The sequence below is a fragment of the Alteromonas sp. 07-89-2 genome (assembly GCF_013113925.1).
Lineage (GTDB): Bacteria > Pseudomonadota > Gammaproteobacteria > Enterobacterales > Alteromonadaceae > Alteromonas > Alteromonas macleodii.
The window spans coordinates 1-24,384 of record NZ_VTYM01000014.1; the positions used below are offsets into that span (position 1 = coordinate 1).

Genomic DNA, 24,384 nt, shown 5'->3' on the forward strand with positions numbered 1-24,384 from the left:
TGAAAATACTTCAACGAGAAGCCGGATATACGGACGCAAACCATTTTAGTCAAAACAGCATGTTTACTCTTGCAATAATGGGGGAGACCATATACAGGCCCTAGCTTAGCGACATTAACGGCTGGCTTTACTGCTTGGTTACATCACGCTATTATTTCGTTGCACAATAGACAGCAATATTTTGAGTACAGTATTTGAGAAAGTTTCGGATTAGTTTAACGCGCAAACGGTATAGGTCGGCGAATGCAAGTTCGTTTATCCTTACACTGTTCTTATTGATGGCCCTTGTGTCGTCAGGTAGCGCTGTATCTATCGAACATTCATACGAACATGCCCATTCAATGTCGGTGATGACACCGCAGTCGGATGCTGCTCATGCTAACCATCAGGTTCGAATGCCTGAGTCTGCTAATACACATTGTCAGCACCAAGAATTGTCATCACAACATGCGGATTTAAGTGCTAAAAACAGCAAGAGCAAACCCGCTCAGTTCGACGGCGTCCAAGTTAGCGATGCAGGCGTGAATAGCGTGAAAGCATCACAGATGAGCGACATGTCTTGCTGCAAGGATGAATGTAATTGCCCAGCCGATCACTGTTTTAATCTTAGCGCGAGTGCGCTCATTCAGCCTACCGTTGAAACCGAAATATCGGTAGCCAGAATGGCTGCCACTGCACCTATACTGGGGCAGCGCTCATCTCCTCACTTCGGGCAGTTTCGCCCACCTAAGTCACTTTTCACAGCATAGATCTATCTCGCGGATTTGTTTCGCAGCAGAGACGTTTTTATGTCACGACGTCGTCTTGTCGTTTTGAGATGTCTCTAATCTTTTATCTATGTAACGCGTGGTAAGCCTTTTTGCTAATTCCCTTTGTCGAATTTAGCGAAGAGCGAGGCAACGTCAACACGCCTTACACCTGAAAAGTGATGTTATACATGAGCAACTATTCGGTACCTAAAAAAGTGAACGAAAGCGCTGACAGACCTTGTAAAGTAAGCGCCTTGTTCGCCTTAATTTTTGTGCTTTCTTCTTTTTTGATGGCTAATAAGCCCGTTGTCGCGCAGACCCTAAGCCTGGAACAAGCGCTGCAGTTAGCTATTCAATACGACCCTTTGCTTAAAGGGAATGCGCATCGAAAGGATCGCTTTAATGCAGAAGCTGAAGCGTCATCATATTGGGCAAATCCTCAGGTTTCAGCTTCTGTACAAAACTTGCCTACCGACGGCTTCGCATTTGACCAAGAGCCTATGACGCAATTTAAAGTTGGTTTGAAGCAGCAGTTACCGCGAGGCGATGAAAACCTCTACAGCCAGCAAAAGTATCAGGTTATGGCTGATCAAATGTCGGTAGAGAGCCAAGCGAGAAAGGCGTGGCTTAAACGTGAGGTTACCCTTACCTGGTTAGATTGGGTCTATGCAACACGTCGCATTGAATTATTGGACAAAGAGAAATCATTGCTTACACAGCTACTCGATTTTACTGACTCCAGATACAGCCAAGGCGTTGGTGCAGCGGCGCAACAAGACATACTGCAAGTGCGCTTGGCATTGTTGTCACTAGACGACAAATATGTGCAGGCCTACCAGCAAAAAAATGAAGCGAGATCGGCACTTTCAAAATGGTTTGGTGCGCCGCTAGATGACTCTGTAAGCGCACCGCTGGCTCAATCAACGCCTTCTTATCCAACGCGTATCGAGCTCGATGCTATCTTAAACGACAGCAACCTCAGCCTTTCTTCGTTCTTAACGGTTATTGAGAACAGTGAGCCTTTTTCAATACTACAGCATCATCCTGAGGCTATGCTGCTTCAAATTCAGACCCAGATAGAAGCGCAAAATGTGAACATAGCGCGAGAGCAAACTAAGTCTCAGTGGGCATTTGAAGCAAGTTATGGATACAGACAAGATGCACAAAATGGCGCAAGCCGAGCTGATTTTGTGTCATTGGGTGTTCAAGTAGACCTTCCGTTTTTCAATAAATCTCGTCAAGACGCTTCAATAGCCGCAGCGGCTTCCAAAATGAGTGCGTCTGAAACGGACTTCCGCTTGAAAGTGAACGAGCTTGCCGCGAATGCAGAGGTGCTTAAATCACGCTTGTCAGCGCTCAGTGAGCGCAAAGCGCTTTATGAAACGGCGTTAATTGGTGAAACACGGCAACTTTCTGAAGCTGAACTGACAGCTTATACCACAGACACCGGTGATATCGGTGATGTTGTCAATGCCAATCTCAAGCAAGTACAGGTACAGGATGATTTACTCAAAATCGACATCGAGCGCGCCAGAACATTGGCGTCACTTGCTTATTTGTACCTGCCCACTCACGCCCATTTTTTCGAATAAAGAGTAGTTAATATGACATCTTCAACTCACCCTGCTCCAGATACAAAAAGCACGCTAATAAAAGGTTTGCTAGTAGGTCTGCTATTTGGCGGCCTATTAGCGTTCGGCTTGGCTTCACTATTGTTGTCTGATTCATCAAAACACGGAAATGGCGAAAGTGCCCTTAGCGACGAAACTGATGATAAAGCCCCTTTATATTGGGTAGCGCCTATGGATGACAGCTATCGCCGTGACAAACCGGGAAAGTCACCGATGGGAATGGACTTGGTGCCAGTATACGCCAATGACGAAGCAACATCTGCGAAAAGTAATGAGCGTACGCCTGGTACCGTAATGATTCCGCCAAATGTACAGCACAATATAGGTGTTAAAGTCGCGCCCGTTACCATTGGAACACTACAACAGACCGTAACGGCAGTGGGCAACGTTGCTTACGATGAAGATAGCATTGTGCACATCCACCCTAGAGTATCAGGTTGGGTCGACAGGCTTTTCATTAAATCTCAAGGTGAGCAAGTAGAAGAAGGACAGGCACTTTATACCCTGTATTCGCCAGAATTAGTTAGCGCACAAGAAGAATACGTTTTAGCCCTTAAGCGAGGCGACGCACGTTTAATTGATGGCGCAGCCGAGCGCCTAAGAACACTGGGGCTATCAACGAGCGTTATTGAAGCATTGCAAAAAACTAGACGAGTAACACAAACCGTCACATTTAACGCGCCGCAAAGCGGTGTGGTAGAAGCGCTGAATATTCGGGAGGGGTTTTACGTTCAGCCCGGGACAACCTTGATGAGCATCGCACAGCTAGATACGGTGTGGGTGATTGCAGAGGTGCCTGAAAAGTACGCGCAAATCATAGCGCCTCATAATGGCGCTGTGATTACCCTCGACGAAATGGACCATGGGTCCGGTGCTAAATGGGAAAGTCACGTAGAGTATATTTATCCGTCTTTGTCGGAAACAACGCGAACCCTGAAAGTGCGCATACCGCTAAACAATAACAACCACACGTTAAAGCCCAATATGTTTGCCCACGTTGGAATAAAGCCTACTCAACGCAAGGCAGCGTTACTGGTTCCTCGCAGTGCCGTTATTCGCACGGCTGAGGGCGCAAAAGTGGTACTCAGTGATGGCGATGGCAACTTTAAGTCGGTACGGGTAACGCTGGGGCAAAGCGATAGTACACATTTTGAAGTCGTCGAAGGCTTGCTGCCAGAGGATGATGTGGTGGTATCAGCACAATTTTTGATTGATTCAGAGTCGTCGAAAAGCAGTGACTTTGAGCGAATGAAAGCGCCCGATCATCAGGCCACGACAACAGGTACTATTGAGGCAATTGCATTGCCGGCTGACACCGAAACGAATGGCGCTTCGAATGACGCAAAGTTAGTGATCGCTCGCGGGCCGATTGAAAAATGGGGACGGGGACCTGCGACAATGTCATTTTCGGTATCAAAGCATATTGACTTATCTCAGTTCAAAGAAGGTGACAACATCATGTTCACCTTTGTGACTGGCGAAGAATTCACGGTTATCGATATGCGAAAGCGCAGTGAACATGCAATGGACAAGGGCATGGTTCATGGCACAGAACACAGCAATCATAAACATGATACGAGCAACCTGAAGGGCGATGGAGAGCAAAGCGATGCTCACGAGTCGATCGTTCATAAGTCAATGGTTCACAAGTCGGCAGAACAAAAATCGATAAATCATAAGGAGCATATGCACCATGATTGAATCGGTAATTCGCTGGTCGGTAAACAATAGAATACTGGTATTGCTGAGCGCTATTATGCTCAGTATTGCGGGTGTCTGGGCGGTGAAAAACACCCCCGTTGATGCTATCCCTGATTTATCTGATGTCCAGGTCATAGTGAAAGTAAACTATCCCGGTCAGTCGCCGCAAGTGGTGGAAGATCAGGTGACGTTTCCTCTCACCTCTGCGCTAATGTCAGTACCTGGCGCACAGACGGTGCGAGGGTATTCATTCTTCGGCGATGCCTACGTATATATAATCTTTGATGACGATACAGACATGTACTGGGCTCGAAGCCGCGTTCTGGAATACCTAAGCCAAGCGTCTTCGCAACTTCCAGAAGGCGTGACACCTCAGTTAGGTCCAGATGCGACAGGGGTAGGTTGGGTTTACATTTATGCGTTGGAGAACGATGCTAGTCAGCCAAATGCGCTAGATGCTGGTGAGCTAAGGGCGTTGCAAGACTGGTTCTTGAAGTTTGAGCTTCAGTCAGTTGAAGGCGTATCTGAAGTGGCGTCTGTTGGAGGGATGGTTAAACAATACCAAGTTATTGTCGACCCTGAAAAATTACGTGCCTACAACATTCAGCCATCCATGATAGAAATTGCCCTTAAACGGGGTAACCGCGCGTCAGGCGCTTCGGTTATTGAAATGGCCGAGGCAGAGTACATGGTTAGCGCGCAAAGCTACATTCAGGGCATTGATGACATATTGGCGTTGCCCACAGGCGTTATCAAAGACGGCGTTAGCATAACGATTAACGATGTAGCTCAAGTGGTAGAAAGCCCGTTGATGCGCCGCGGTATTGCTGAACTAAACGGGAATGGCGAAACCGTGGGTGGCATTATAGTGATGCGCTATGGTGAAAACGCAAAATCCACTATCGATGCGGTTAAAGCTAAGCTGGATTCACTAAAAGCGAGCTTGCCGGAAGGGGTGAACATAGTCCCCGTTTACGACCGCTCCACCCTTATTGATAAGTCCGTCGATACCCTCTCCAATAAGTTGGTGGAGGAATTACTGGTTGTCGGTTTGGTGTGCGCTATCTTCTTGTTTCACTTACGTTCATCTATGGTTGCGCTAATCAGTTTGCCTATTGGTATTCTCGCCGCGTTTATCGTAATGAAGCTGCAGGGACTTAATGCCAACATCATGTCTTTAGGTGGCATTGCTATCGCTATTGGTGCAATGGTGGATGGCGCTATTGTTGTGGTTGAAAATTTACACAAGCACATTCATCAGCATGCTGTTTCATCAAGTCAGGGAGCCTCAGCGAGTCAAAGGGATTCAGCGAGTCAAAGGGATTCAGCAAGTCAGGTTGGGTCAGGGAGCGCCCAGTCGCGAACATCTATACCAACCTTTGCGCCAACATCTGCAAAGCTTTCGGCAGCCAAACGTTGGGAACTGGTGATTAAGTCGACCACCGAAGTTGGCCCAGCTTTATTCTTTGCGCTCCTAATTATAACGGTATCCTTTATTCCTGTTTTTGCGTTAGAAGCACAAGAAGGGCGTCTTTTTGCGCCTCTTGCCTTTACCAAAACCTATGCCATGGCAGCAGCTGCGGCGCTGGCAATTACCTTGGTACCTGTGCTGGCGGGTTATTTTGTACGCGGAAAAATACGATCTGAAGCCCAGAACCCAGTAAATAGAGCTTTAGAGCGCGTATATCAACCATTGCTGACGCGGTTGCTTAACTACCCACTGCTCACTTTGGCGGGGGCATTTTGCTTGTTGCTTTCCATGTACTGGCCGTTAAGCCAACTAGGTAGTGAATTTATGCCCGAACTGGACGAAGGCGATTTGATGTATATGCCTACAACCTACCCGGGTATTTCAGTGGGTAAAGCCAGAGAGCTTTTACAGCAGACGGACAAGCTTATTGCAACCTTGCCCGAGGTTGAAACGGTATTCGGGAAAATTGGACGCGCAGATACGGCCACAGACCCTGCACCATTGACGATGATTGAAACCTTCATTCAGCTTAAACCGAAAGCGCAGTGGAGGGAGGGCATGACCACTGAAAAGCTCAAAGAAGAGCTTAACGCTCTGGTGCAATTTCCTGGGCTGACCAATGCGTGGGTAATGCCAATTAAAACCCGTATCGACATGTTGGCAACCGGGATAAAAACCCCTGTTGGGATCAAGATTGCGGGGCCTGACCTTGCAGGCATTGAAGCCATCGGAAAGGATATAGAGACACAGCTTAAAGACCTGCCCAACACAGCATCAGTTTACGCTGAGCGGGTGGTAGGTGGCCGCTACGTTTATATCGATATCGACAGGCAGTTGGCGGCGCGTTATGGCATGACGATAGACGATGTTCACAGTATTGTAGGCTCGGCAGTGGGCGGCAAAGTGGTTACGCAGTCAGTGGAAGGGCGTGAGCGTTTTCCTATCGCCATGCGTTTTTTACAGCACTACCGCGATACGCCTGAATCTTTAGCATCCATGCCTTTCGTCACGCCAAGCGGTGTTCACATTACCCTTGGAGATGTGGCAACTGTGCGTATTGACGACGGGCCGGCGGGGATTAAAAGCGAAAATGCCCGATTAAATGGGTGGGTATATATTGATATCTCGTCAGACTCGGCCACAGGTATTGACTTAGGGGGTTATGTAGATAGCGCGAAACGCCATTTGTCAGAGCACCTTGATTTACCCACTGGATACTCCATCATGTGGGCGGGGCAGTTTGCTTATCTTGAGCGCGCGAAAGCAAAACTGTCGCTGGTTATACCGCTAACGTTAGCCATTATCTGCCTTTTGCTTTATCTGGCATTTAAACGCCTTCGCGATGTGGCACTCATACTTGCTACCTTACCGTTGGCGCTGGTGGGCAGTGTATGGTTGCTTTACCTTCTTAATTTTAATCTGTCGGTGGCGGTAGGCGTAGGGTTTATTGCCTTAGCCGGCGTAGCGGTAGAAATAGGCGTTATCATGCTGGTCTATCTAAACCAATATGTATCAGATGCACTTACTAAGCACGCAACAGAAAATGGCAACATTAAAAAAGATGCGCTTGTTAAAACGGCTATTGTCCATGCCGCCTCGGCAAGGCTTCGCCCTGTTATGATGACGTCGCTTTCTATTATTGTGGGCTTATTACCTGTGCTTTATGCCACTGGAACAGGTAGTGAGGTGATGCAGCGCATTGCGGCGCCTATGGTAGGCGGTATGGCGAGTGCACTGGTATTAACGCTGTTGGTATTGCCAAGCGCGTTTTACCTAATTGTGTCACGCAAAAAATAATAGAGTTGAAAGTGTAGTAGAGTAGATAAAGCATGGGGAAGCGATAACACGCTTCCCTGCGCTTTATTTTTAAAGCATTGCGCGATTAGTGCGCTGCCGCCTGATCTTTCGCATAACCTTCCGCATGCTCTTTCGCATATTCCTCAACTTGTTGCCATACGCGCAAAAGGTTTCCGCTCAATATCTTTTCAATGTCGCTACGGCTATAACCTCTATCCAGCAATCCTTGTACTAGGTTTGGAAAACTCGCCACGTCTTTAAGGCCAATAGGTAATGAGTCACCTACACCGTCATAGTCTGAACCAATGCCTACATGATCAACGCCAATCAGTTTTACCACGTGATCGATATGGTCAAGCACTTCATCAAGGGTTGAATAAGGGTATGGCACTTCTTTGCGATAATTCTCTTCAAAGTTCTCTAGCTTAGGGCTGTCTTCGCCTTCTTTTTCAACCAAGGCTTTGCGCGCTGCAGTAAGGCCACTACGCCACTTGCCAGCTTCTTTAGATACAAAACTAGAACCAAAGTTAATCATAATCACACCACCATTTTCGCCGAGTTTTTTGATCATCTCGTCGTCCATGTTGCGCTCAAAACCGGGGGTAAAGCGGCGCAGCGAAGAATGTGATGCTATGACTGGCACCTTTGTTAACTCAATAACCTGATAAAAGGCGTCGTCAGACACATGGGAAATATCTAGCATGATGCCGATGTTGTTCATCTCGCCCACTAAAGTTTTGCCAAACGGGCTAAGGCCTTTCCATTTTCTACGCAGGTCATACGAAGAGTCAGAAATGTGGTTAGCTTGACTATGAGCAAGGGTGATGTAGCGAATCCCGCGCTCGTAAAAATCCGTTAGATTCGCCAAGTCACCTTGAATAGGAGAACCATTTTCCATACCCATTGGCAGTGAAATTAACCCTTTTTCAAATTGGGCTTTTACGTCAGAAGGGCTTTTAGCAATGGCAAATTTATCAGGTGCGCGGGCAACAATGGCTTCTACTGAATCGATGAGCTCATGGGCAAGCTGCGTAGATTCTGGAGAGTTGTCTAAACTAGCAGGCACGTAAATACTCATAAAAGGGGCGTTCAAACCACCAGATACTGCACGAGGGTAGTCGAAGTCGCCGTCCTGCGTGGCTTTAGTGACATCAACCCACTTTTCCTTTACGCGATAAGGAACATCAATGTGTCCATCAACAATAATAGTTTCTTGTGCGATCTTGATAGCTTTTTCAGATGCTGAATAAGTAGAGGTCTCAGCAAGTACAGAGTGTGAAGCAAAAAGCGCAGAGATAAGTAATGCGCAAGATGAGAGTGGGAAGCGCCCCTTCATAGAAAATCCTTATTTTGTTTTTTTATCGCTTAGGTCAACAACCGCTAACTTAATAGCAATACGAGACTAAAGGATAATGCGCACTGCGACAATAGGCTTTTACTTGCTATGCATTTACCCCAGATTAGCTCTCGCTAAGCCCTAAATTAGTCGATATTGCTCATTTTTAGAGCGCTTGTGCTTGTTTACTTCAAGTTTACATTGCAATAAAAATTTAAAACTTGTTATGGTGAAGACTGCGTGACTTCATTGCGCGAATACGGGATACTCCCAAGCGCTCCGCCAATTATCGATGACTACTATGCATCAGCGCGGCCGACGTAATTTTTTAGTGGCACCCGCTCTTCTCACATAATCAAGCCGGGGCCACAGCTAACAAGTATGAGAAATAAATATGGCTATTAATTTTGTACCGCTAGATAAAGAAAAGCATAAAGACCTAAAGGTTGCGGTAAATACATCTTTCAGCTTTGCGAAAGGTACACACCTTGCAGCAGCATCAATCCGTGAGTTTGCTCAACTAGCAGCCACTATGCCGCTAGTATTTATCGAAGACAATAACACCCAGCGCCACCATGTTGTGACTATGCTTGGTATGGAACAAGGTCAAAACCTTTTCCTAACTGGCGACAGCTGGAAAGGCCCTCACGTGCCAATGAATATTCTTCGCTACCCGTTCGACGTACGTCCAGACGGCGACAAGCTTGGTGTTTTCATTGACGAAAACTCTGATCTTATTTCTGACGAAGGCCAGCCTTTGTTTACTGAAGCCGGTGAAGCCAGTGAATTCCTTGATAGCCGTCAGAAGTTTTTGGCAGACCTTGCGAACAGCGAGATGCTAACTCAGCGTTTTGTTGCTAAAGTTGTGGAATTAGACCTTCTTGACCCAATTCAAATTCGTCTTACTTACCAAGACGGTAAGCAGCGCAACGTTACTGGCATGATGAGCATCAACGAGAAGAAGCTTCTTGAGCTACCTGAAGAGCAGGTGCTTGAGCTACATAAGCAAGGCTTCCTAGGCGCTATCTATGCAGTTATGATGTCTGTTGGCCAGCTTAACCGCCTTGTTGAGCTTTCTAATGACACCGCGAACCCAATTCGCAGCATGCAACTTTCAGCGGTTAAAGCTGACGCTGAAGCGGCACCAAAAGCTTAATAGCTTCCCAATTCTGAATACCAAAAACCCGCTTAACAGCGGGTTTTTTTATGTCTTTTGCACTCGTTCAGACTTCGTCATGTTTCGTTCAGAAACCGTTAAGTTTTAATGTCTTATCTTACATCTCGTTCTCAACACATTTTTTAAGGACAAAAGACATGAACACTAACACTAATAAGTTAAAAACTACGCTAACTGCACTATCACTTATCACGGCTTCAGTATTTACAGTCTCAGCAGCACATGCAGCTACACAAAACGAAGTACAGGTAACTGCTGTCGATTTTGAAGGGTTAGATGACAACCTCTACGGTGCAAGATATGTGCGCTACCTTGAAGAAGTTAGCGGAAACAGCGGCGCTTACCTTATCAACCCTTATCTTCAGCGTGTATCGAGTTTATCTGGTGGTTACGCCAATTTAGATGGTATTGACGTATTTAATTTAGGCAGTACTTTTTACCTTGACGATACGTGGATGCTTGCCATAGAAGGCGCTCACAGTAAATTTGACGACGAATTCGGTGACGAAGACTATACCAATATTGACCTAAAGGTAGGATTTAACTTATCCCGTCAATGGCAAATTGGTGCAGGTGTCATCTATCAGCGTGCCACTTACGACTTTAATAATGGTACGGAAAGTTACAGCGAAAGTGAAAATGAGACTTCACCACTTGTATTTACACGTTATACCACGGTAGGGAATGGGGGAACAGGCTGGGACTTTACTGCTCAGTACGTAGCAGACGATATTGACGTTCTATCAGGCAGCGCCAGATATTTCTTCACTCCAGGTTTGAGCGTTCAGGGAAGCTATAGCTATACCAATGCACCAGATGGGTTCGATAATGTAAAAACCGCAGGTGTTGCGCTTGATTACTGGGTTAATGAACAGTTTTCAATATCAGCAAGCTATGAAACGGATATTGATGGGGAAGAAAGCAGTGACGTTGCTTCACTTTCAGCATCCTATCGTTTCTAAGTTAGGACACCTTGATCATCGCTATGCGTTAGCACGCGTTGATGTAAATGCAGTGAGTTAGCACTAGTCGGGTTAGCTCACTCGTTTTTTAACGTGCTGATGTGGCGCAGCTGTTTGAATTACGACTCAGCATACGCGCAATACCGCTGAAAACAGCGTTAAACATAATCGTGAGATCTCGCCGCTTATTTACAGTCAAAGACAGCAGTTCATCGATTAATTACACCTTTATTTTTTCTCACCTGAATATTTTTTAATCTTTTTTACACGCCTAATCATACACTTCCTAAAAGCACTGTATATCCAAACAGTTTAAACCCAGTATTTATGCGGCCTTCACGCCTTTTTTCTACTTGACAGTGGGGATCATTGATACCTAAACTGTATCTCAGTGGGTAAATGTGGCGAATTGTGGATCAAATCATCATCACTTTGCAGATTAGTACTCAAAAAACAAGAAAACCAAGAGCAAATAATAAAAGGCTAGGGGAATGTTCCGCGGCGCTAACGCAATCAATCTGGATACAAAAGGCAGACTGGCTATACCGACGAAGTATCGTCAGTCGCTGCTGGATGATTGTCAGGGACAACTGGTCTGCACAGTCGATACACAACAAAGTTGTTTGCTACTTTACCCACTTCCCGAATGGGAAGAGATTGAGCTTAAACTCTCTAAACTTTCAAGCATGATCCCAGCCGAGCGTCGCTTGCAGCGATTGCTACTAGGTTATGCTTCAGAAGGTGAGATGGATAAAAGCGGGCGCATTCTTGTTCCTACTCCACTGCGAAGTTTCGCAAAACTCTCAAAAGAAGTCATGTTAGTTGGTCAGTTAAACAAATTCGAAATTTGGGATGCCGATATTTGGGCACAACAAGTTGAAGCTGATATAGACACCGAACGCAAAGGCGAATTTGAACTTACCGAACGATTACAGGACTTTTCTCTATGACGCAGCCTAGCGAATTTAAACATATTTCAGTATTGCTTGATGAATGCATTGAAGCCCTAGCGATTAAACCGAACGGTATCTACATTGACGCCACTTTTGGCCGTGGGGGGCACTCAGCACATATTTTGGATGCATTGGGTGAACACGGGCGTCTCATCGCCTTTGACCGTGATCCGCAAGCAATCAAAGCGGCAGAACGTTTCGCCGATGATAAGCGTTTTAGCATTATCCACTCACCATTTGGTGATATGGCAGAAGAAATCGAAGCGCTGGGACTAACCGGTAAGATTGACGGTGTGCTTATGGATTTGGGGGTGTCTTCACCTCAGCTAGATGATGCCGAGCGTGGTTTTAGCTTCCTTCGTGACGGCCCGCTGGATATGCGTATGGACACCTCACGTGGACAAAGTGCTGCAGACTGGTTGGCTAACGCCGAAGAACAAGACATTACGCAGGTTATTAAAGAGTTTGGCGAAGAGAAGTTCGGCAAACGCATAGCCCATGCCATTGTAAACACGCGAAAAGAAACACCCATTACGCGCACAGCTCAGCTAGCCAAAATTATCGACGAAGCGGTTCCTGTAAAGGATAAGTTTAAACATCCGGCAACCCGTGCATTCCAAGGTATTCGCATTTATATCAATGCGGAACTTGAGCAACTTCGCGTAGGCCTTAAAGCCGCGACACAGGTGTTGGCGAAAGAAGGACGTCTTGCCGTTATTTCGTTTCACTCTCTTGAAGACCGTTTAGTAAAACGCTTCATTAAGGATCAAAGTAAAGGGAAATCAGTACCGCACAACTTACCGATTACTCAGGCTGAAATAGATGCAGATAAAGTGTTAAAAGCCTTGGGCAAAGCGATAAAACCTTCAGAACAGGAGATTGCGAACAACGTTCGCTCTCGCAGTTCGGTATTACGTGTGGCAGAAAAGTTATGACCAAAGCCGCGCCAGACAAGGCCAGCACTAATTTTAAATTACTGCTAATAATTGTTTCAGATTTGACCCGCAACAAGTTGCGGGTTTTGTTGTATTTAATGGTTATCACAAGTGCCATGGCAGTGACACTAAGCAGTCATCACAACAGACAGCAGGTCATTGCCCTTGAAGACCTTATGCAAGAGAAAGATGAGCTGGATGTTGAATGGCGAAACCTAGTGCTTGAGCAACGTGCGTTGACCGAGCACAACCGCATAGAAAACCTGGTTGAAAAACAGTTAGAAATGTACCGTCCAACCGCAGACGATGAAGTAGTGGTGAAGTTGAAATGAGTACAACAGCACTTTCTCGTAAGCGTAAAAAGACCGGTGCAAAGCAAAATGTAACGCCAAGTTTAGTGCATTGGCGTTTTGTCGTTGTACTTGTGGTAATCATGCTGGTTTTCGGCGTGCTAGCCGCCCGTGCAGCCTATATTCAAGTTATTGAGCCAGACGAGTTAATTCAACAGGGTGACAACCGCACGCTAAGAACCCGTGATATGCCAACCTATCGCGGGCTTATTACCGACAGAAATGGTGTCGAACTGGCGGTAAGTGTTCCTGTTCGGGCCATTTACGCAGACCCTAAGGTTATCCATGAAAACAACGGCTTCGAGGAAGAACGCCGTTGGGAAGCGCTGGCAGATGTACTGCGCCAAGACGTCAATGAACTCAAAGAAAAAGTGGCAAACCCCAAACGCCGCTTTGTTTACTTGCAGCGTCAGGTGTCGCCTGCCATGGCAGAGTACGTTGATAAACTGGACATTCCAGGCATTTATCTTCGCCGTGAAAGCCGCCGCTACTATCCTACAGGTGAAGTTTCAGCGCAGTTAATCGGCGTAACCGATGTTGACGACACGGGCGTTGAAGGCTTGGAGCGCATGTATAACGAGTGGCTAACGGGCACGCCGGGTTCTCGTAAAATACGCCGCGATGCGAAAGGCCGTCAGGTAGAGATCTTAGAAACAAAATCAGGCGAAAAAGCCGGCGACCTGCAGCTGACTATTGATCAGCGTATTCAGGCACTTGCTTATAAAGAAATTAAAGAAGCCATGATTTATTACCAATCAAGCTCGGCTTCCGCCATTGTCATCGATGTAAAAAGCGGTGATGTGTTAGCCATGGTGAATGCACCGTCGTTCAATCCGAATGACAGAAGCGATATTTCTGCGCACAGAATGCGTAACAGGGTTATTACCGATGCGTTCGAACCAGGCTCGGCGCTAAAACCGCTGGCCGTCCTTACTGCATTAGAGTTCGGTGAAGTGGAGCCTGAAGACTCAGTAAACACTCATCCAGGATGGATGCGATTAGGCGGCAGCTTAGTAAAAGATTCGCGCAACTACGGCGAACTAACGCTAGAAGAAATTATTCAGCATTCCTCAAATATGGGAACGTCGAAGCTGGCGCTTTCTGTGCCTAAACAGTTCCTGCTGGATACCTATTACAATATGGGCTTAATGAGCGATACCGGGCTTAATATGGCGGGTGAGAGTAGCGGTATCTTTCATGAGCGCAGCCGCTGGTCTGAATTTGAGCTAGCCACGCTGTCATTTGGATACGGCATTTCGGTTACCACTGCACAGTTGGGGCGTCTTTACGCAACGTTGGCGAACGGCGGTATTAAAACACCGCTTAATGTCATCAAGTCGCCAGAGCAACCTTCATGGCAGGCTCAATCTGAGCGGGTGATCAGCGAAGAAAACGCTAACGCTATTGTTCAAATGATGGAAAGCGTAACCCAGCGTGGCGGCACAGCAACAAAAGCGTCGGTACCAGGTTATCGCGTTGCTGGGAAAACAGGAACAAGCCGAAAAGCGGTGGCTGGCGGGTACGGCGAAGAGTACGTCAACATTTTCGCCGGTATCGCACCTGTGTCTGACCCCAGGCTAGTAACTATTGTATTGATCAACGAACCCGGCGGTGATTTGTATCACGCGGGGGATACCGCTGCACCTGTCTTTTCATCAATTATGGGTGGCGCATTGCACATGTTAAACGTTACGCCCGATGACAAGCAGGTTACATCTAGCCGCTTATTGAAAGGAGGTCAAAGTGGTAGTTAGTGCCTTTATTCAAAGTATAAAAGCTTTATTGGCGAAATTTGGTGTAGACGCCCCAGATATCCGCATTGAAGGTTTAACGCTAGACAGCCGAGAAGTGAATACACGCTTAGCGTTCTTGGCAATTAAGGGCCACGAACGTGATGGTCGAGATTTTATACCCCAGGCAATAAGTTTAGGGGCCCGTGTAATTCTGGCGCAAACTGAAGACAGTAGTGCCCATGGTCAGATGGAAATGCGTGACCACAGCGTCATTATCTCGCTGTATGAATTACCACAAATGCTCTCTGCATTAGCTGCTGCATTTTACGACTACCCTGCTCAGAAAATGACGACAGTAGCAGTGACAGGGACAAACGGAAAAACCTCTACAGTTCAATTGCTTACCCAGCTTAAGGATGCGTTAGGTACACGTAGTGCAAGCATCGGAACTCTAGGGAGTAGTGTGTTTGAAGGCGATGAAACCCAGTGGTCGAACACGCCGGCAGCGAACACTACGCCCGATGCCATACGTATGCAATATTTGTTGGCAGACTTTGTGCAAAGTGAAGTGCGCCATACGGCCTTCGAAGCAAGTTCTCACGCATTGGTTCAAGGGCGGCTTGGTACAGTAAAAACCGATATCGCTGTTTTCACCAACCTTACTCGAGATCATCTCGATTACCACGGCACCATGGAAGAGTACGGCAAAGCCAAGCGCTTGCTGCTTCAGCAGCCAGGTTTAAAGGCTGTGGTATTAAACGCTAATGATGATGAAAGTAAGAAGTGGGATGGTGCAGCAGATAAGTCGATTACACGCATCTGGACAGGTATAGACGAAAGTGGTCTGGATGGAAGCGGTGAAAGTGAATACTTGCGAGAGCATAACAATCCTCAAAGTCGCCATTGTTTCGCCACAAATGCTTCTTATCATGCAGGTGGATGTAGCTTTGAACTGGTGAGTTCGTGGGGAAGCGCTGCTATTTCGCTGCCACTATTCGGAAAGTTCAATATCAGTAATGTATTGAGTGCTATAGGTACGTTACTCGCTGAAGGTGAGCGTTTTGATGACGTGGTTAACGCGGTAAATGCAATCACGCCTGTACCCGGGCGAATGGAAGTTTTCCCTGTAACGGGTGCGGCGAACCTAGTGGTGGACTACGCGCATACGCCAGACGCTCTGGAGAAAGTGCTGTTAAGCGCCAAATTCCATACAACGGGCAAAGTGTGGTGTGTGTTTGGCTGCGGCGGGGACAGAGACAAAGGCAAGCGACCGTTAATGGGGCAGGCTGCCGAGGTTGGTGCTGACGCTATTGTTATCACCACAGATAACAGTCGCAGTGAAAGCCCTGAATCTATCGCCGAGGATATCATTGCGGGTTTGAAAAACCGTGAACTGGCAGTGTCTATACCTGATCGCGAGCAAGCTATTCGTCATTGCCTTGAGCATGCGCATGAAAGCGACATCATCATCGTGGCCGGAAAAGGCCATGAAGATTACCAAATTATCGGTGACAAAAAGACTAACTATAACGAACGTGCAGTTGTGGCGCGACTGCAACAGGAGTACAGCAAATGATAACAACAACGCTGTCATGGATAGCCGAAAAGGTTAATGGAAAATTATTGAAAGGCGCTGCTGACGTTGAAGTGTCTGCAGTAAGTACCGATACCCGCACCCTAGAAGATGGCGCAGTTTACTTGGCCTTGAAAGGTCCGAATTTTAACGGCCATGATTTTATTTCAACGGCGGAGAAAGCGGGAGCAAGTGCGGTTATTGCCAGTGAAGACGCAGCAACCTCGTTACCTGTCATCATGGTTGAAGATACCAAAGAAGCACTTGGTCTATTAGGTGCGGCAGTAAAAGCTTATGTGGCACCCAAAACGATTGCGATTACCGGAAGCAGTGGCAAAACCACCGTAAAGGAAATGTGTGCCGCTATTTTGGAGCGAAGAGGCAATGTATTAGCCACAAACGGTAACTTCAATAATGATATCGGTGTGCCGCTAACCCTCCTACGCCTTGAACCTCAGCATGAATATGCAGTGATGGAGTTAGGCGCAAATCACATTGGTGAAATCGCCTATACCACGAACCTTGTTAAGCCGGACGTCGCGACTATCGTAAACGCCGCCGCTTCTCATCTAGAAGGCTTTGGAAGTTTGCTAGGTGTAGCGCGCGCCAAAAGTGAAATTTTTAAAGGCTTAGGCAGTGACGGCGTGGCGGTAGTCAATGTTGATAGCCAGTTTTCCGAATTTTGGCAAGGCAAACTTAAACAGACCAAAACGCTAACGTTTTCGCCCCAGCAGAAAAACGATGCTGATTTTAGAGCAGAAGATATCACCATTGGGCTAGATGGGTGCGCCGCATTCCACTTGGTTTGCCCGCAAGGAGATATGTCTATTCAGCTTACTATTCCTGGCGTTCACAACGTGGGGAATGCCCTTGTTGCTGCGGCATTAACGCTGCAAGTTGGCGCCACACTAGAAAACGTGCGCGACGGCTTACTTGCCATGAAGCAAGTTAGTGGTCGCTTAAATGTAAAGCAGCTTACCGAACAGGTTCGCCTGTTAGATGACACCTACAACGCCAATGTGGCTTCTGTTAATGCGGCAATTGATACGCTAAGTAGCTTTTCAGGTATCCGCGTTCTTGTTCTAGGCGACATGAAAGAGTTGGGTGAAAAAGCGCGTTTTTACCACGAGCAGGTGGGGGAATACGCTAAACAAAAAGGAATTAATTACCTGTATACCATGGGTGTTTTGAGTCAATCAGCCAGTGCTGTGTTTAATGAAAATGGTGGCCATTTCAGCGATGTTGAAAGTTTGTTGGCCGCAATGGAGAGTGATTTGTTAGTGCAGCAGCGCGATATTTCAATTTTAGTTAAAGGTTCACGCAGTTCCAGAATGGAACGTGTGGTAGAGGCGGTAGAGGCCTCTGCGCTGGGAAAGCACGATAGCCGTCGGGAGCGAATAGCATGTTAATTTGGCTAGCCGACTGGCTGACACAGTTCGATTCAGGGTTTAACGTATTTTCATACCTTACCCTTCGTGCAATTTTAAGCACGCTGACCGCATTACTTATTGCCATTCTTATTGGCCCTAAGATGATTCGTTATTTACAGCGTATGCAAATTGGTCAAACCGTACGAGACGATGGCCCGCAAAGCCATTTGTCAAAATCAGGCACACCCACTATGGGCGGGTTACTTATACTCGCAGCAATTGTAGTAAGCGGCCTGCTTTGGGCTGACCTGACTAACCGTTATGTGTTGGTAACCCTTACCGTGGTTGTGGCCTACGGTATTATTGGGTTTGTTGACGACTACAGAAAAGTGATCCGCAAAGATTCGAAGGGGCTTATCGCCCGTTGGAAATATTTCTGGCAATCTGTGGTTGCGTTAGGCGTCGCATTCTATCTATACAGCAGTGCAACAATAAGCGCTGAAACCTCACTACTGGTGCCTTTCTTCAAAGAAGTGTTCCCGCAGTTAGGTGCGTTCTTCATCATTATTACCTACTTTGCCATTGTAGGCACAAGTAACGCGGTAAACCTTACCGATGGATTGGATGGACTTGCCATTGTGCCCACTATATTGGTGGCAGGCGCATTTGCCATTTTCGCCTATGTGACAGGTAATGCGAACTTTGCTGAATACCTGAATATTCCTCATATTCCGCTTACCAGCGAACTGGTGATTGTGTGTACCGCCATGGTCGGTGCAGGCTTAGGCTTTTTATGGTTTAACACGTATCCGGCACAAGTATTTATGGGTGACGTTGGCTCACTAGCGCTAGGCGGCACACTAGGTGTGTTAGCTGTATTAGTGCGCCAAGAACTCGTGTTAATCATCATGGGTGGTGTTTTTGTTATGGAAACCCTGTCGGTCATCCTTCAGGTAGGTTCTTACAAATTGCGTGGCCAGCGTATTTTTCGTATGGCGCCTATTCACCATCACTATGAATTGAAGGGCTGGCCAGAGCCGCGCGTAATAGTGCGTTTTTGGATCATTTCAATCATTTTGGTTTTAGTGGGTTTAGCTACCCTTAAACTTAGATAAGTGGTAAAGAGATAAATCGTAATGTCGTATAACGTACGTGAGCATAGTTATGTAGTCGGTGGCCTAGGTGTTACAGGTCAGGCTTGCGTGCGCTTTTTGTTGCAAAAGCAGGCAACGGTTAAAGCATTTGATACCCGTGCTAATTTTACTCTAGTTACCGACCCTGATTCTGATATTGATACTGACATGCACGCGTTTATGGCAGAGAAGGTCACTTGCACTGCTCTAAGCGAGGATTACTTTGATGGTGTAGACACCTTGGTGTTAAGCCCGGGGCTTGCTCTTGATATTGAACAAGTGGCTTTAGCGCAAAAGTGTGGTGTTGAGGTGATCGGCGACGTGGAATTGTTTGCCCGTTTAAATGCCTCCACGAGTGATGCTACGCCAGCTAAGCGCGTAGTAGGTATCACCGGCTCTAACGGTAAAACCACGGTTACTTTATTAGTGAACCATCTGCTCAAAAAGTGCGGCGTAAAAAGTATTGAAGCGGGTAACGTAGGTCGCCCTGTGCTTGAAGCGCTTCAAAGTGATGCAGATGTAGTGGTGATGGAGTTATCAAGTTTTCAACTTGAAACAACGTCTAGCTTGGTGCTCGAAGCTGCTACTGTCCTTAATATTTCCGATGATCACCTAGACCGTCACGGTACCCTTGAAGCCTATATCGATGCCAAGCATCGCATTTTTGATAACGCGAAATCTGCGGTTGTGTGGCGAGACGGTGAGTTTGTAGCACCTTACGAGCAGCTTATTACCGATGCTAAGGGGATTGCTGCATCAAATGCAGTATCTGATGGCGAATCTAATGCCGCGTCTAATGAAGAGTCGCTAGCGTCAAAAAATATCGTTGAATATGGACTGGGAGAGTCGACCACAGGGTTTGCGATTGCGTCTTTTGACGGTGACGATAGTGCTCGTGACAATGAACAAAGTCTATATATAACGTTTAAAGACGAAAAGCTTATTGCCCTTAGCGATATTCATTTGGCGGGCATGCACAACGTACTAAACATCATGGCTGCATTGGGTATCTGCCTTCAGCTAGGTGTTTCGCCAGCGCTCGCTGTTAAACATCTACACAGTTTTAAAGCTGCACCACATCGTTGTGTGGAAATAGCCCGTGTAAACGACATCCGCTATATCGACGATTCTAAAGCAACCAACATTGGCGCCACGGTAGCTGCCCTTGAAGGGTTAGCCCCGACTATACAAGGGAAGCTCATTCTTATTGCAGGTGGTGACGCTAAAGGCGCTGATATAGCCAGCCTCTCGCCTTATCTAACTAAATATGTATCGCACGTGTTTGCTTTGGGCAAAGATGCACACCTGTTTGAAAAGAGTTTTGCGCATACAACTCGTGTGGCAACGATGAAAGACGCCGTAAAAGCAGCAACAAGACTTGCTGCCCCTGGTGATGTTGTGCTGCTTTCGCCTGCGTGTGCAAGTTTAGATATGTTTAAGAACTATATGCATCGCGGTGACGTGTTTAAACAAGATGTACACGACCTACTTAATCTACACAGTAAGAGCGACGATGCTGTGGAGGCCACATCATGATTGCTGCCTCTACCAAACTTAGCGCGTTATTTGCCGCGAAGCACGACGGACAACCTTCGGCAACGCACCCCTATGACGTGACGCTTATCTTAATTGCGCTCGCGCTAATGAGTATTGGCATTATTATCGTCACCTCGGCGTCGATGCCGGTGGCCGATAGGCTGCACGACAACCCCTTCTATTTTGCTATTCGCCACGGTATTTATATTGCGTGTGCCTTGACGGCTGCAATGATAACCCTTCAACTGCCGATGCAGTTTTGGCGTACCACTAACCCGTACCTGTTACTCGCGGCGATTGCGCTGCTCGTAGCAGTATTGCTTGTCGGTCGAACGGTGAACGGGAGTACCCGTTGGTTGGCGATTGGGCCTATAACCATTCAAGCTGCCGAGCCTGCTAAGCTCTTTTTCTTTGCCTATTTGGCGGGTTATCTGGTTCGCCGCTACGAAGAAGTGACCGAAAATCTAAAAGGATTTATTAAACCCCTTGTCGTGTTCTTTGCGTTAGCGATGCTATTACTGCTACAGCCAGACTTAGGTACCGTCGTTGTGATGTTTGCAACCACGATTGGCTTGCTGTTTTTAGCGGGTGCACGACTTTGGCAGTTCTTCGCACTGGTGTTTGCAGGCATATTGGCGGTTGTAGCGCTTATCGTGTTTGAAGAATACCGAATGAAACGGGTTACCTCCTTTTTAGACCCTTGGGCTGATCCGTTTGGCGCTGGTTATCAGCTAACCCAGTCTTTAATGGCCTATGGCCGCGGTAACTGGTTTGGGCAAGGCCTAGGCAATAGTTTGCAAAAACTGGAATTCTTACCCGAAGCACACACTGACTTTGTTATGGCCATCTTAGCGGAAGAGTTAGGCTTTGTTGGTGTGCTTGCCGTACTCGGCCTAATTTTGTGGATGGTGTTGCGTGCGCTGAGCATTGGAAATAAGGCACTTGAAAAAGGGCGAGCGTTTGATGGTTACATGGCTTACAGCATAGGCATCTGGTTCAGTTTCCAGACGGCGGTAAATATTGGTGCAAGCGCGGGTATCCTGCCAACCAAAGGGTTAACACTGCCGTTAGTTAGCTACGGCGGCTCGTCACTTATCATCATGTCAGTAGCAGTAGCCATATTACTTCGTATCGATTTTGAATTACGGGTTGATGGCGTACAGGCGATTGGCCGGTGCGACAGCAAATCCGGTAAGAGCAAGGCCCGCCGTAAAAAGCCTATTCCTACAAGCGAGTCGCAAACTAAAGCGTCACAAGCTGAAGGTGAGGCAAGTGTAGAGAGCGGGGCCGATGAAGCGGATTTTTCTACAGCGACGGTTGAAGCTAAACCTAGCGCCAAAACATCAAGTGCAGAAGACGAAGGAAAAGCTGGCATTAAAGCTATACTCGCGCGGGTAGCGCAGGAGGCTGATAATGGCTAAGCGTTGCTTAATTATGGCTGGCGGTACAGGCGGGCATGTTTTCCCAGGCCTTGCAGTGGCAAACGCGCTTCGAAAGGAAGGTTGGGACATTCATTGGCTAGGCACCGCCGAGCGGATGGAAGCGCAAGTTGTGCCTAAGCACGACATACCTATTCACTTTATTCCGGTAAAAGGGCTTCGTGGCAAAGGTGTTACGGCACGTCTTCAAGGTGCTGTTGCGTTAGTTAAAAGCTTATTTTCTGCAAGGCGAATTATAAAGCGCCTTCAACCTGATATCGTTGTTGGGTTTGGCGGTTACGCTAGCGGCCCTGGTGGGGTTGCTGCAAAAAGCTTAGGTATTCCCGTTATTGTGCATGAACAAAATGCAGCGGCAGGCATGACCAATAAGCTTCTTAGTAAATTCGCAAGTCGCGTGCTTCTGGGCTTTGACGATGCCAAAGAACAATTTTCAGGTGGCGCTACTAAGGTGCATACTGTGGGCAATCCTGTTCGTGATGAAATTTGGCAGGTGAAGCCCAAATCTGTAGACATTGACGCAGACGCTCGTGAAAACACCACAGAGCATAAACAAGGCCTTAATTTACTTGTTGTAGGCGGCAGTTTAGGCGCACAAATTCTCAATGAAACCGTGCCGGAGACTTGCGGGGTGCTAGAAGGTTTATCAATAAAACACCAGTGCGGTAAAGGCAACAGTGAAGGTGTCATTAAAGCCTACTCGTCGGTGGGCGCAGATATGTCGAAAATCGATGTCAGCGACTTTATCGATGATATGGCGGCAGCGTACGAATGGGCAAATTTTATTGTCTGCAGAGCCGGAGCGCTTACGGTAAGTGAAGTTGCGGCTGCCGGACGCGCGGCGATTTTCGTACCGCTACCTTTTGCGGTAGACGATCACCAAACAAAAAATGCGCAATCGTTAGTTAAGCAAAATGCGGCACTAATGATTGCTCAATCTGTATTGAAAGAAAATTTGGGGCAGGCGGTGCGTCAGTGGTTAAAACACCCTGAAGACTGCTTAAGAATGGGTGCGGTAGCGAAAACATGTGCAAGCACTCATGCCACGGAAAATGTAGTAAGCCACGTTAAAAGCGTGGTAGGAGTAGGGGACTAATGGTTTTTAAAACCCCATTTGAAAGCCCGCAAATGCGCAGGGTTAAAAATATATTCTTTATTGGTATCGGCGGTGCCGGTATGGGTGGTATTGCCGAAGTATTATTAAACGAAGGTTATGCCATTGCTGGCTCTGACATTCAAGAAGGGCCAATGACACAGCGGCTAAGCGAATTAGGTGCTGATGTGAAAATAGGCCACCGTGCGGAAAATGTTGAAGGCATGGACGTTATTGTGGTGTCTAGCGCCATCAACGAGCAAAACCCAGAGATTATCGTGGCTCGTGAAAAGCGCATTCCGATTATTCGCCGTGCAGAAATGCTGGCAGAATTGATGCGATTCCGCCACGGTATTGCGGTGGCGGGTACCCACGGCAAAACGACTACAACCAGTTTGATTTCAACGATTTTCGCAGAAGCGGAGTATGATCCTACGTTTGTTATCGGTGGTTTGCTTAACAGCGCTGGTACGAATGCGCGACTAGGCAAAAGCCGTTATCTAATCGCAGAGGCTGACGAGAGCGATGCGTCCTTCCTTCATTTGCAGCCGATGGTTTCCGTGGTGACCAATATTGAAGCCGACCATATGGATACTTATGGTGGCGATTTCTCAAAGGTGAAAGATACCTTTGTTGATTTCTTGTCGAACCTTCCCTTTTACGGGCAGGCCATCGTGTGCGGTGACGATGCAAATATTCAAGAGATTCGCCCTCGTATAGGCCGAAGTATTCTGACCTACGGTTTTGAATCTCACAATGACTATCGCGCAGAAAATGTTTCACTGTCATTCGGTAAAGCGAATTTTACGGTTATTCGCCCAGAACGCGAACCGTTAGATATAACGCTGAACCTCACCGGTAACCACAACGTGCTTAATGCCCTTGCCGCTATCGCTGTAGCAACGGATGAAGGTGTAGATGACGACGCTATCATTCGCGCACTAGCTAGTTTTGGCGGCATAGGTCGTCGTTTCGAGCAGCTAGGTACGTTTACTACCAGTAAGGGAGAGGTGTGTTTAGTCGATGACTATGGTCACCACCCAACCGAAGTAAGGGCGACTATCGCTGCGGCTCGTGCAAACTGGCCTGATAAGCGCTTGGTTATGGTTTACCAGCCACATCGCTTTACGCGCACCCGCGACCTTTACGAAGACTTTGTTGAGGTACTGTCGAGCGTTGATGCACTGTTGCTTCTGGATGTATATGCTGCCAGTGAACAACCTATTGAAGGTGCTGACAGTAAAGCGCTATGCCGTTCCATTCGTCAGCGCGGTCAAATAGAGCCTGTGTACGTAGGTGACAAAGACGCCTTACCAGCTATTTTGGCGAATATCATGCAAGATGGCGACATCGTTATGACCCAAGGGGCGGGCAACATCGGACAAATTGCTAAGCTCTTAGCTCGTCACGCGCTAGAGCCGATCACACTTGCAAAGGAAGGGAAATAA

General features: G+C 47.2%; 18 protein-coding genes. 17 read left to right on the forward strand and 1 reads right to left on the reverse strand.

What is annotated here, in order from left to right:
• The first annotated feature begins 278 nt into the window (after positions 1-278).
• The 4 genes from F0261_RS10800 to F0261_RS10815 all read left to right on the forward strand — a co-directional run bounded on the left by F0261_RS10800 (position 279) and on the right by F0261_RS10815 (position 7,349).
• A complete protein-coding gene (locus F0261_RS10800; RefSeq protein WP_207198695.1) occupies positions 279-749 on the forward strand; it encodes a hypothetical protein in 471 nt (156 codons plus the stop codon).
• 188 nt (positions 750-937) lie between these two features.
• Entirely contained in the window at positions 938-2,341 is a 1,404-nt protein-coding gene (locus F0261_RS10805; protein WP_171337954.1) for a TolC family protein, read from the forward strand.
• Between the two features lie 12 nt (positions 2,342-2,353).
• On the forward strand, positions 2,354-4,081 hold the full coding sequence (locus F0261_RS10810; RefSeq protein ID WP_171337955.1) for an efflux RND transporter periplasmic adaptor subunit: 1,728 nt from the start codon (positions 2,354-2,356) through the stop codon (positions 4,079-4,081).
• A complete protein-coding gene (locus F0261_RS10815) occupies positions 4,074-7,349 on the forward strand; it encodes an efflux RND transporter permease subunit (RefSeq protein ID WP_171337956.1) in 3,276 nt (1,091 codons plus the stop codon). Before F0261_RS10810 ends, F0261_RS10815 begins: the two co-directional genes overlap by 8 nt.
• A gap of 85 nt (positions 7,350-7,434) precedes the next feature.
• Here F0261_RS10815 and F0261_RS10820 read toward each other — a convergent pair whose 3' ends face one another.
• A complete protein-coding gene (locus F0261_RS10820; protein WP_171337957.1) occupies positions 7,435-8,685 on the reverse strand; it encodes a dipeptidase in 1,251 nt (416 codons plus the stop codon).
• Positions 8,686-9,079: 394 nt separating this feature from the next.
• On the opposite strand from F0261_RS10820, the gene F0261_RS10825 reads away from it, so the two are divergent.
• The 13 genes from F0261_RS10825 to murC all read left to right on the forward strand — a co-directional run bounded on the left by F0261_RS10825 (position 9,080) and on the right by murC (position 24,384).
• Positions 9,080-9,841 carry a SapC family protein gene (locus tag F0261_RS10825; RefSeq protein ID WP_171337958.1) on the forward strand — a complete coding sequence of 254 codons (762 nt, stop codon included), beginning with the start codon at positions 9,080-9,082 and terminating at the stop codon, positions 9,839-9,841.
• A 158-nt stretch (positions 9,842-9,999) separates the two neighbouring features.
• A complete protein-coding gene (locus F0261_RS10830; protein WP_171337959.1) occupies positions 10,000-10,824 on the forward strand; it encodes a DUF5777 family beta-barrel protein in 825 nt (274 codons plus the stop codon).
• Positions 10,825-11,315: 491 nt separating this feature from the next.
• Positions 11,316-11,774 carry a division/cell wall cluster transcriptional repressor MraZ gene (gene mraZ, locus F0261_RS10835; protein ID WP_012519465.1) on the forward strand — a complete coding sequence of 153 codons (459 nt, stop codon included), beginning with the start codon at positions 11,316-11,318 and terminating at the stop codon, positions 11,772-11,774.
• Positions 11,771-12,712: a 16S rRNA (cytosine(1402)-N(4))-methyltransferase RsmH gene (gene rsmH / locus F0261_RS10840; RefSeq protein WP_014950437.1), complete on the forward strand. Its 942-nt coding sequence runs from the start codon at positions 11,771-11,773 to the stop codon at positions 12,710-12,712. The genes mraZ and rsmH overlap by 4 nt, the downstream gene beginning before the upstream one ends.
• The gene (gene ftsL / locus F0261_RS10845; RefSeq protein WP_014950436.1) at positions 12,709-13,044 is read left to right on the forward strand and encodes a cell division protein FtsL; all 336 of its coding nucleotides are present in this window, start codon (positions 12,709-12,711) and stop codon (positions 13,042-13,044) included. The genes rsmH and ftsL overlap by 4 nt, the downstream gene beginning before the upstream one ends.
• Entirely contained in the window at positions 13,041-14,816 is a 1,776-nt protein-coding gene (locus tag F0261_RS10850) for a penicillin-binding protein 2 (RefSeq protein WP_171337960.1), read from the forward strand. The genes ftsL and F0261_RS10850 overlap by 4 nt, the downstream gene beginning before the upstream one ends.
• Entirely contained in the window at positions 14,806-16,371 is a 1,566-nt protein-coding gene (locus F0261_RS10855; RefSeq protein WP_171337961.1) for a UDP-N-acetylmuramoyl-L-alanyl-D-glutamate--2,6-diaminopimelate ligase, read from the forward strand. The genes F0261_RS10850 and F0261_RS10855 overlap by 11 nt, the downstream gene beginning before the upstream one ends.
• Positions 16,368-17,777, forward strand: a complete 1,410-nt coding sequence (gene murF / locus F0261_RS10860) for a UDP-N-acetylmuramoyl-tripeptide--D-alanyl-D-alanine ligase (RefSeq protein WP_171337962.1) — start codon at positions 16,368-16,370, stop codon at positions 17,775-17,777. The genes F0261_RS10855 and murF overlap by 4 nt, the downstream gene beginning before the upstream one ends.
• On the forward strand, positions 17,771-18,853 hold the full coding sequence (gene mraY, locus F0261_RS10865) for a phospho-N-acetylmuramoyl-pentapeptide-transferase (RefSeq protein ID WP_014950432.1): 1,083 nt from the start codon (positions 17,771-17,773) through the stop codon (positions 18,851-18,853). The genes murF and mraY overlap by 7 nt, the downstream gene beginning before the upstream one ends.
• Positions 18,854-18,874: 21 nt before the next feature.
• Entirely contained in the window at positions 18,875-20,407 is a 1,533-nt protein-coding gene (gene murD, locus F0261_RS10870) for a UDP-N-acetylmuramoyl-L-alanine--D-glutamate ligase (RefSeq protein WP_171337963.1), read from the forward strand.
• Entirely contained in the window at positions 20,404-21,828 is a 1,425-nt protein-coding gene (gene ftsW, locus F0261_RS10875; RefSeq protein WP_171337964.1) for a cell division protein FtsW, read from the forward strand. Before murD ends, ftsW begins: the two co-directional genes overlap by 4 nt.
• Entirely contained in the window at positions 21,821-22,939 is a 1,119-nt protein-coding gene (gene murG, locus F0261_RS10880) for an undecaprenyldiphospho-muramoylpentapeptide beta-N-acetylglucosaminyltransferase (RefSeq protein ID WP_171337965.1), read from the forward strand. Before ftsW ends, murG begins: the two co-directional genes overlap by 8 nt.
• Positions 22,939-24,384, forward strand: coding sequence for a UDP-N-acetylmuramate--L-alanine ligase (gene murC / locus F0261_RS10885; RefSeq protein ID WP_171337966.1), 1,446 nt, complete (start codon positions 22,939-22,941; stop codon positions 24,382-24,384). The genes murG and murC overlap by 1 nt, the downstream gene beginning before the upstream one ends.

Coding starts and splice junctions, on each gene's coding strand:
- murD (WP_171337963.1), top strand. CDS start 18,875: ATGTCGTATAACGTACGTGAGCATAGTTATGTAGTCGGTGGCCTAGGT.
- murG (WP_171337965.1), top strand. CDS start 21,821: ATGGCTAAGCGTTGCTTAATTATGGCTGGCGGTACAGGCGGGCATGTT.
- F0261_RS10825 (WP_171337958.1), top strand. CDS start 9,080: ATGGCTATTAATTTTGTACCGCTAGATAAAGAAAAGCATAAAGACCTA.
- murF (WP_171337962.1), top strand. CDS start 16,368: ATGATAACAACAACGCTGTCATGGATAGCCGAAAAGGTTAATGGAAAA.
- F0261_RS10820 (WP_171337957.1), bottom strand. CDS start 8,685: ATGAAGGGGCGCTTCCCACTCTCATCTTGCGCATTACTTATCTCTGCG.
- rsmH (WP_014950437.1), top strand. CDS start 11,771: ATGACGCAGCCTAGCGAATTTAAACATATTTCAGTATTGCTTGATGAA.
- F0261_RS10800 (WP_207198695.1), top strand. CDS start 279: ATGGCCCTTGTGTCGTCAGGTAGCGCTGTATCTATCGAACATTCATAC.
- mraZ (WP_012519465.1), top strand. CDS start 11,316: ATGTTCCGCGGCGCTAACGCAATCAATCTGGATACAAAAGGCAGACTG.
- ftsL (WP_014950436.1), top strand. CDS start 12,709: ATGACCAAAGCCGCGCCAGACAAGGCCAGCACTAATTTTAAATTACTG.
- F0261_RS10850 (WP_171337960.1), top strand. CDS start 13,041: ATGAGTACAACAGCACTTTCTCGTAAGCGTAAAAAGACCGGTGCAAAG.
- ftsW (WP_171337964.1), top strand. CDS start 20,404: ATGATTGCTGCCTCTACCAAACTTAGCGCGTTATTTGCCGCGAAGCAC.
- F0261_RS10810 (WP_171337955.1), top strand. CDS start 2,354: ATGACATCTTCAACTCACCCTGCTCCAGATACAAAAAGCACGCTAATA.
- murC (WP_171337966.1), top strand. CDS start 22,939: ATGGTTTTTAAAACCCCATTTGAAAGCCCGCAAATGCGCAGGGTTAAA.
- F0261_RS10805 (WP_171337954.1), top strand. CDS start 938: ATGAGCAACTATTCGGTACCTAAAAAAGTGAACGAAAGCGCTGACAGA.
- mraY (WP_014950432.1), top strand. CDS start 17,771: ATGTTAATTTGGCTAGCCGACTGGCTGACACAGTTCGATTCAGGGTTT.
- F0261_RS10830 (WP_171337959.1), top strand. CDS start 10,000: ATGAACACTAACACTAATAAGTTAAAAACTACGCTAACTGCACTATCA.
- F0261_RS10815 (WP_171337956.1), top strand. CDS start 4,074: ATGATTGAATCGGTAATTCGCTGGTCGGTAAACAATAGAATACTGGTA.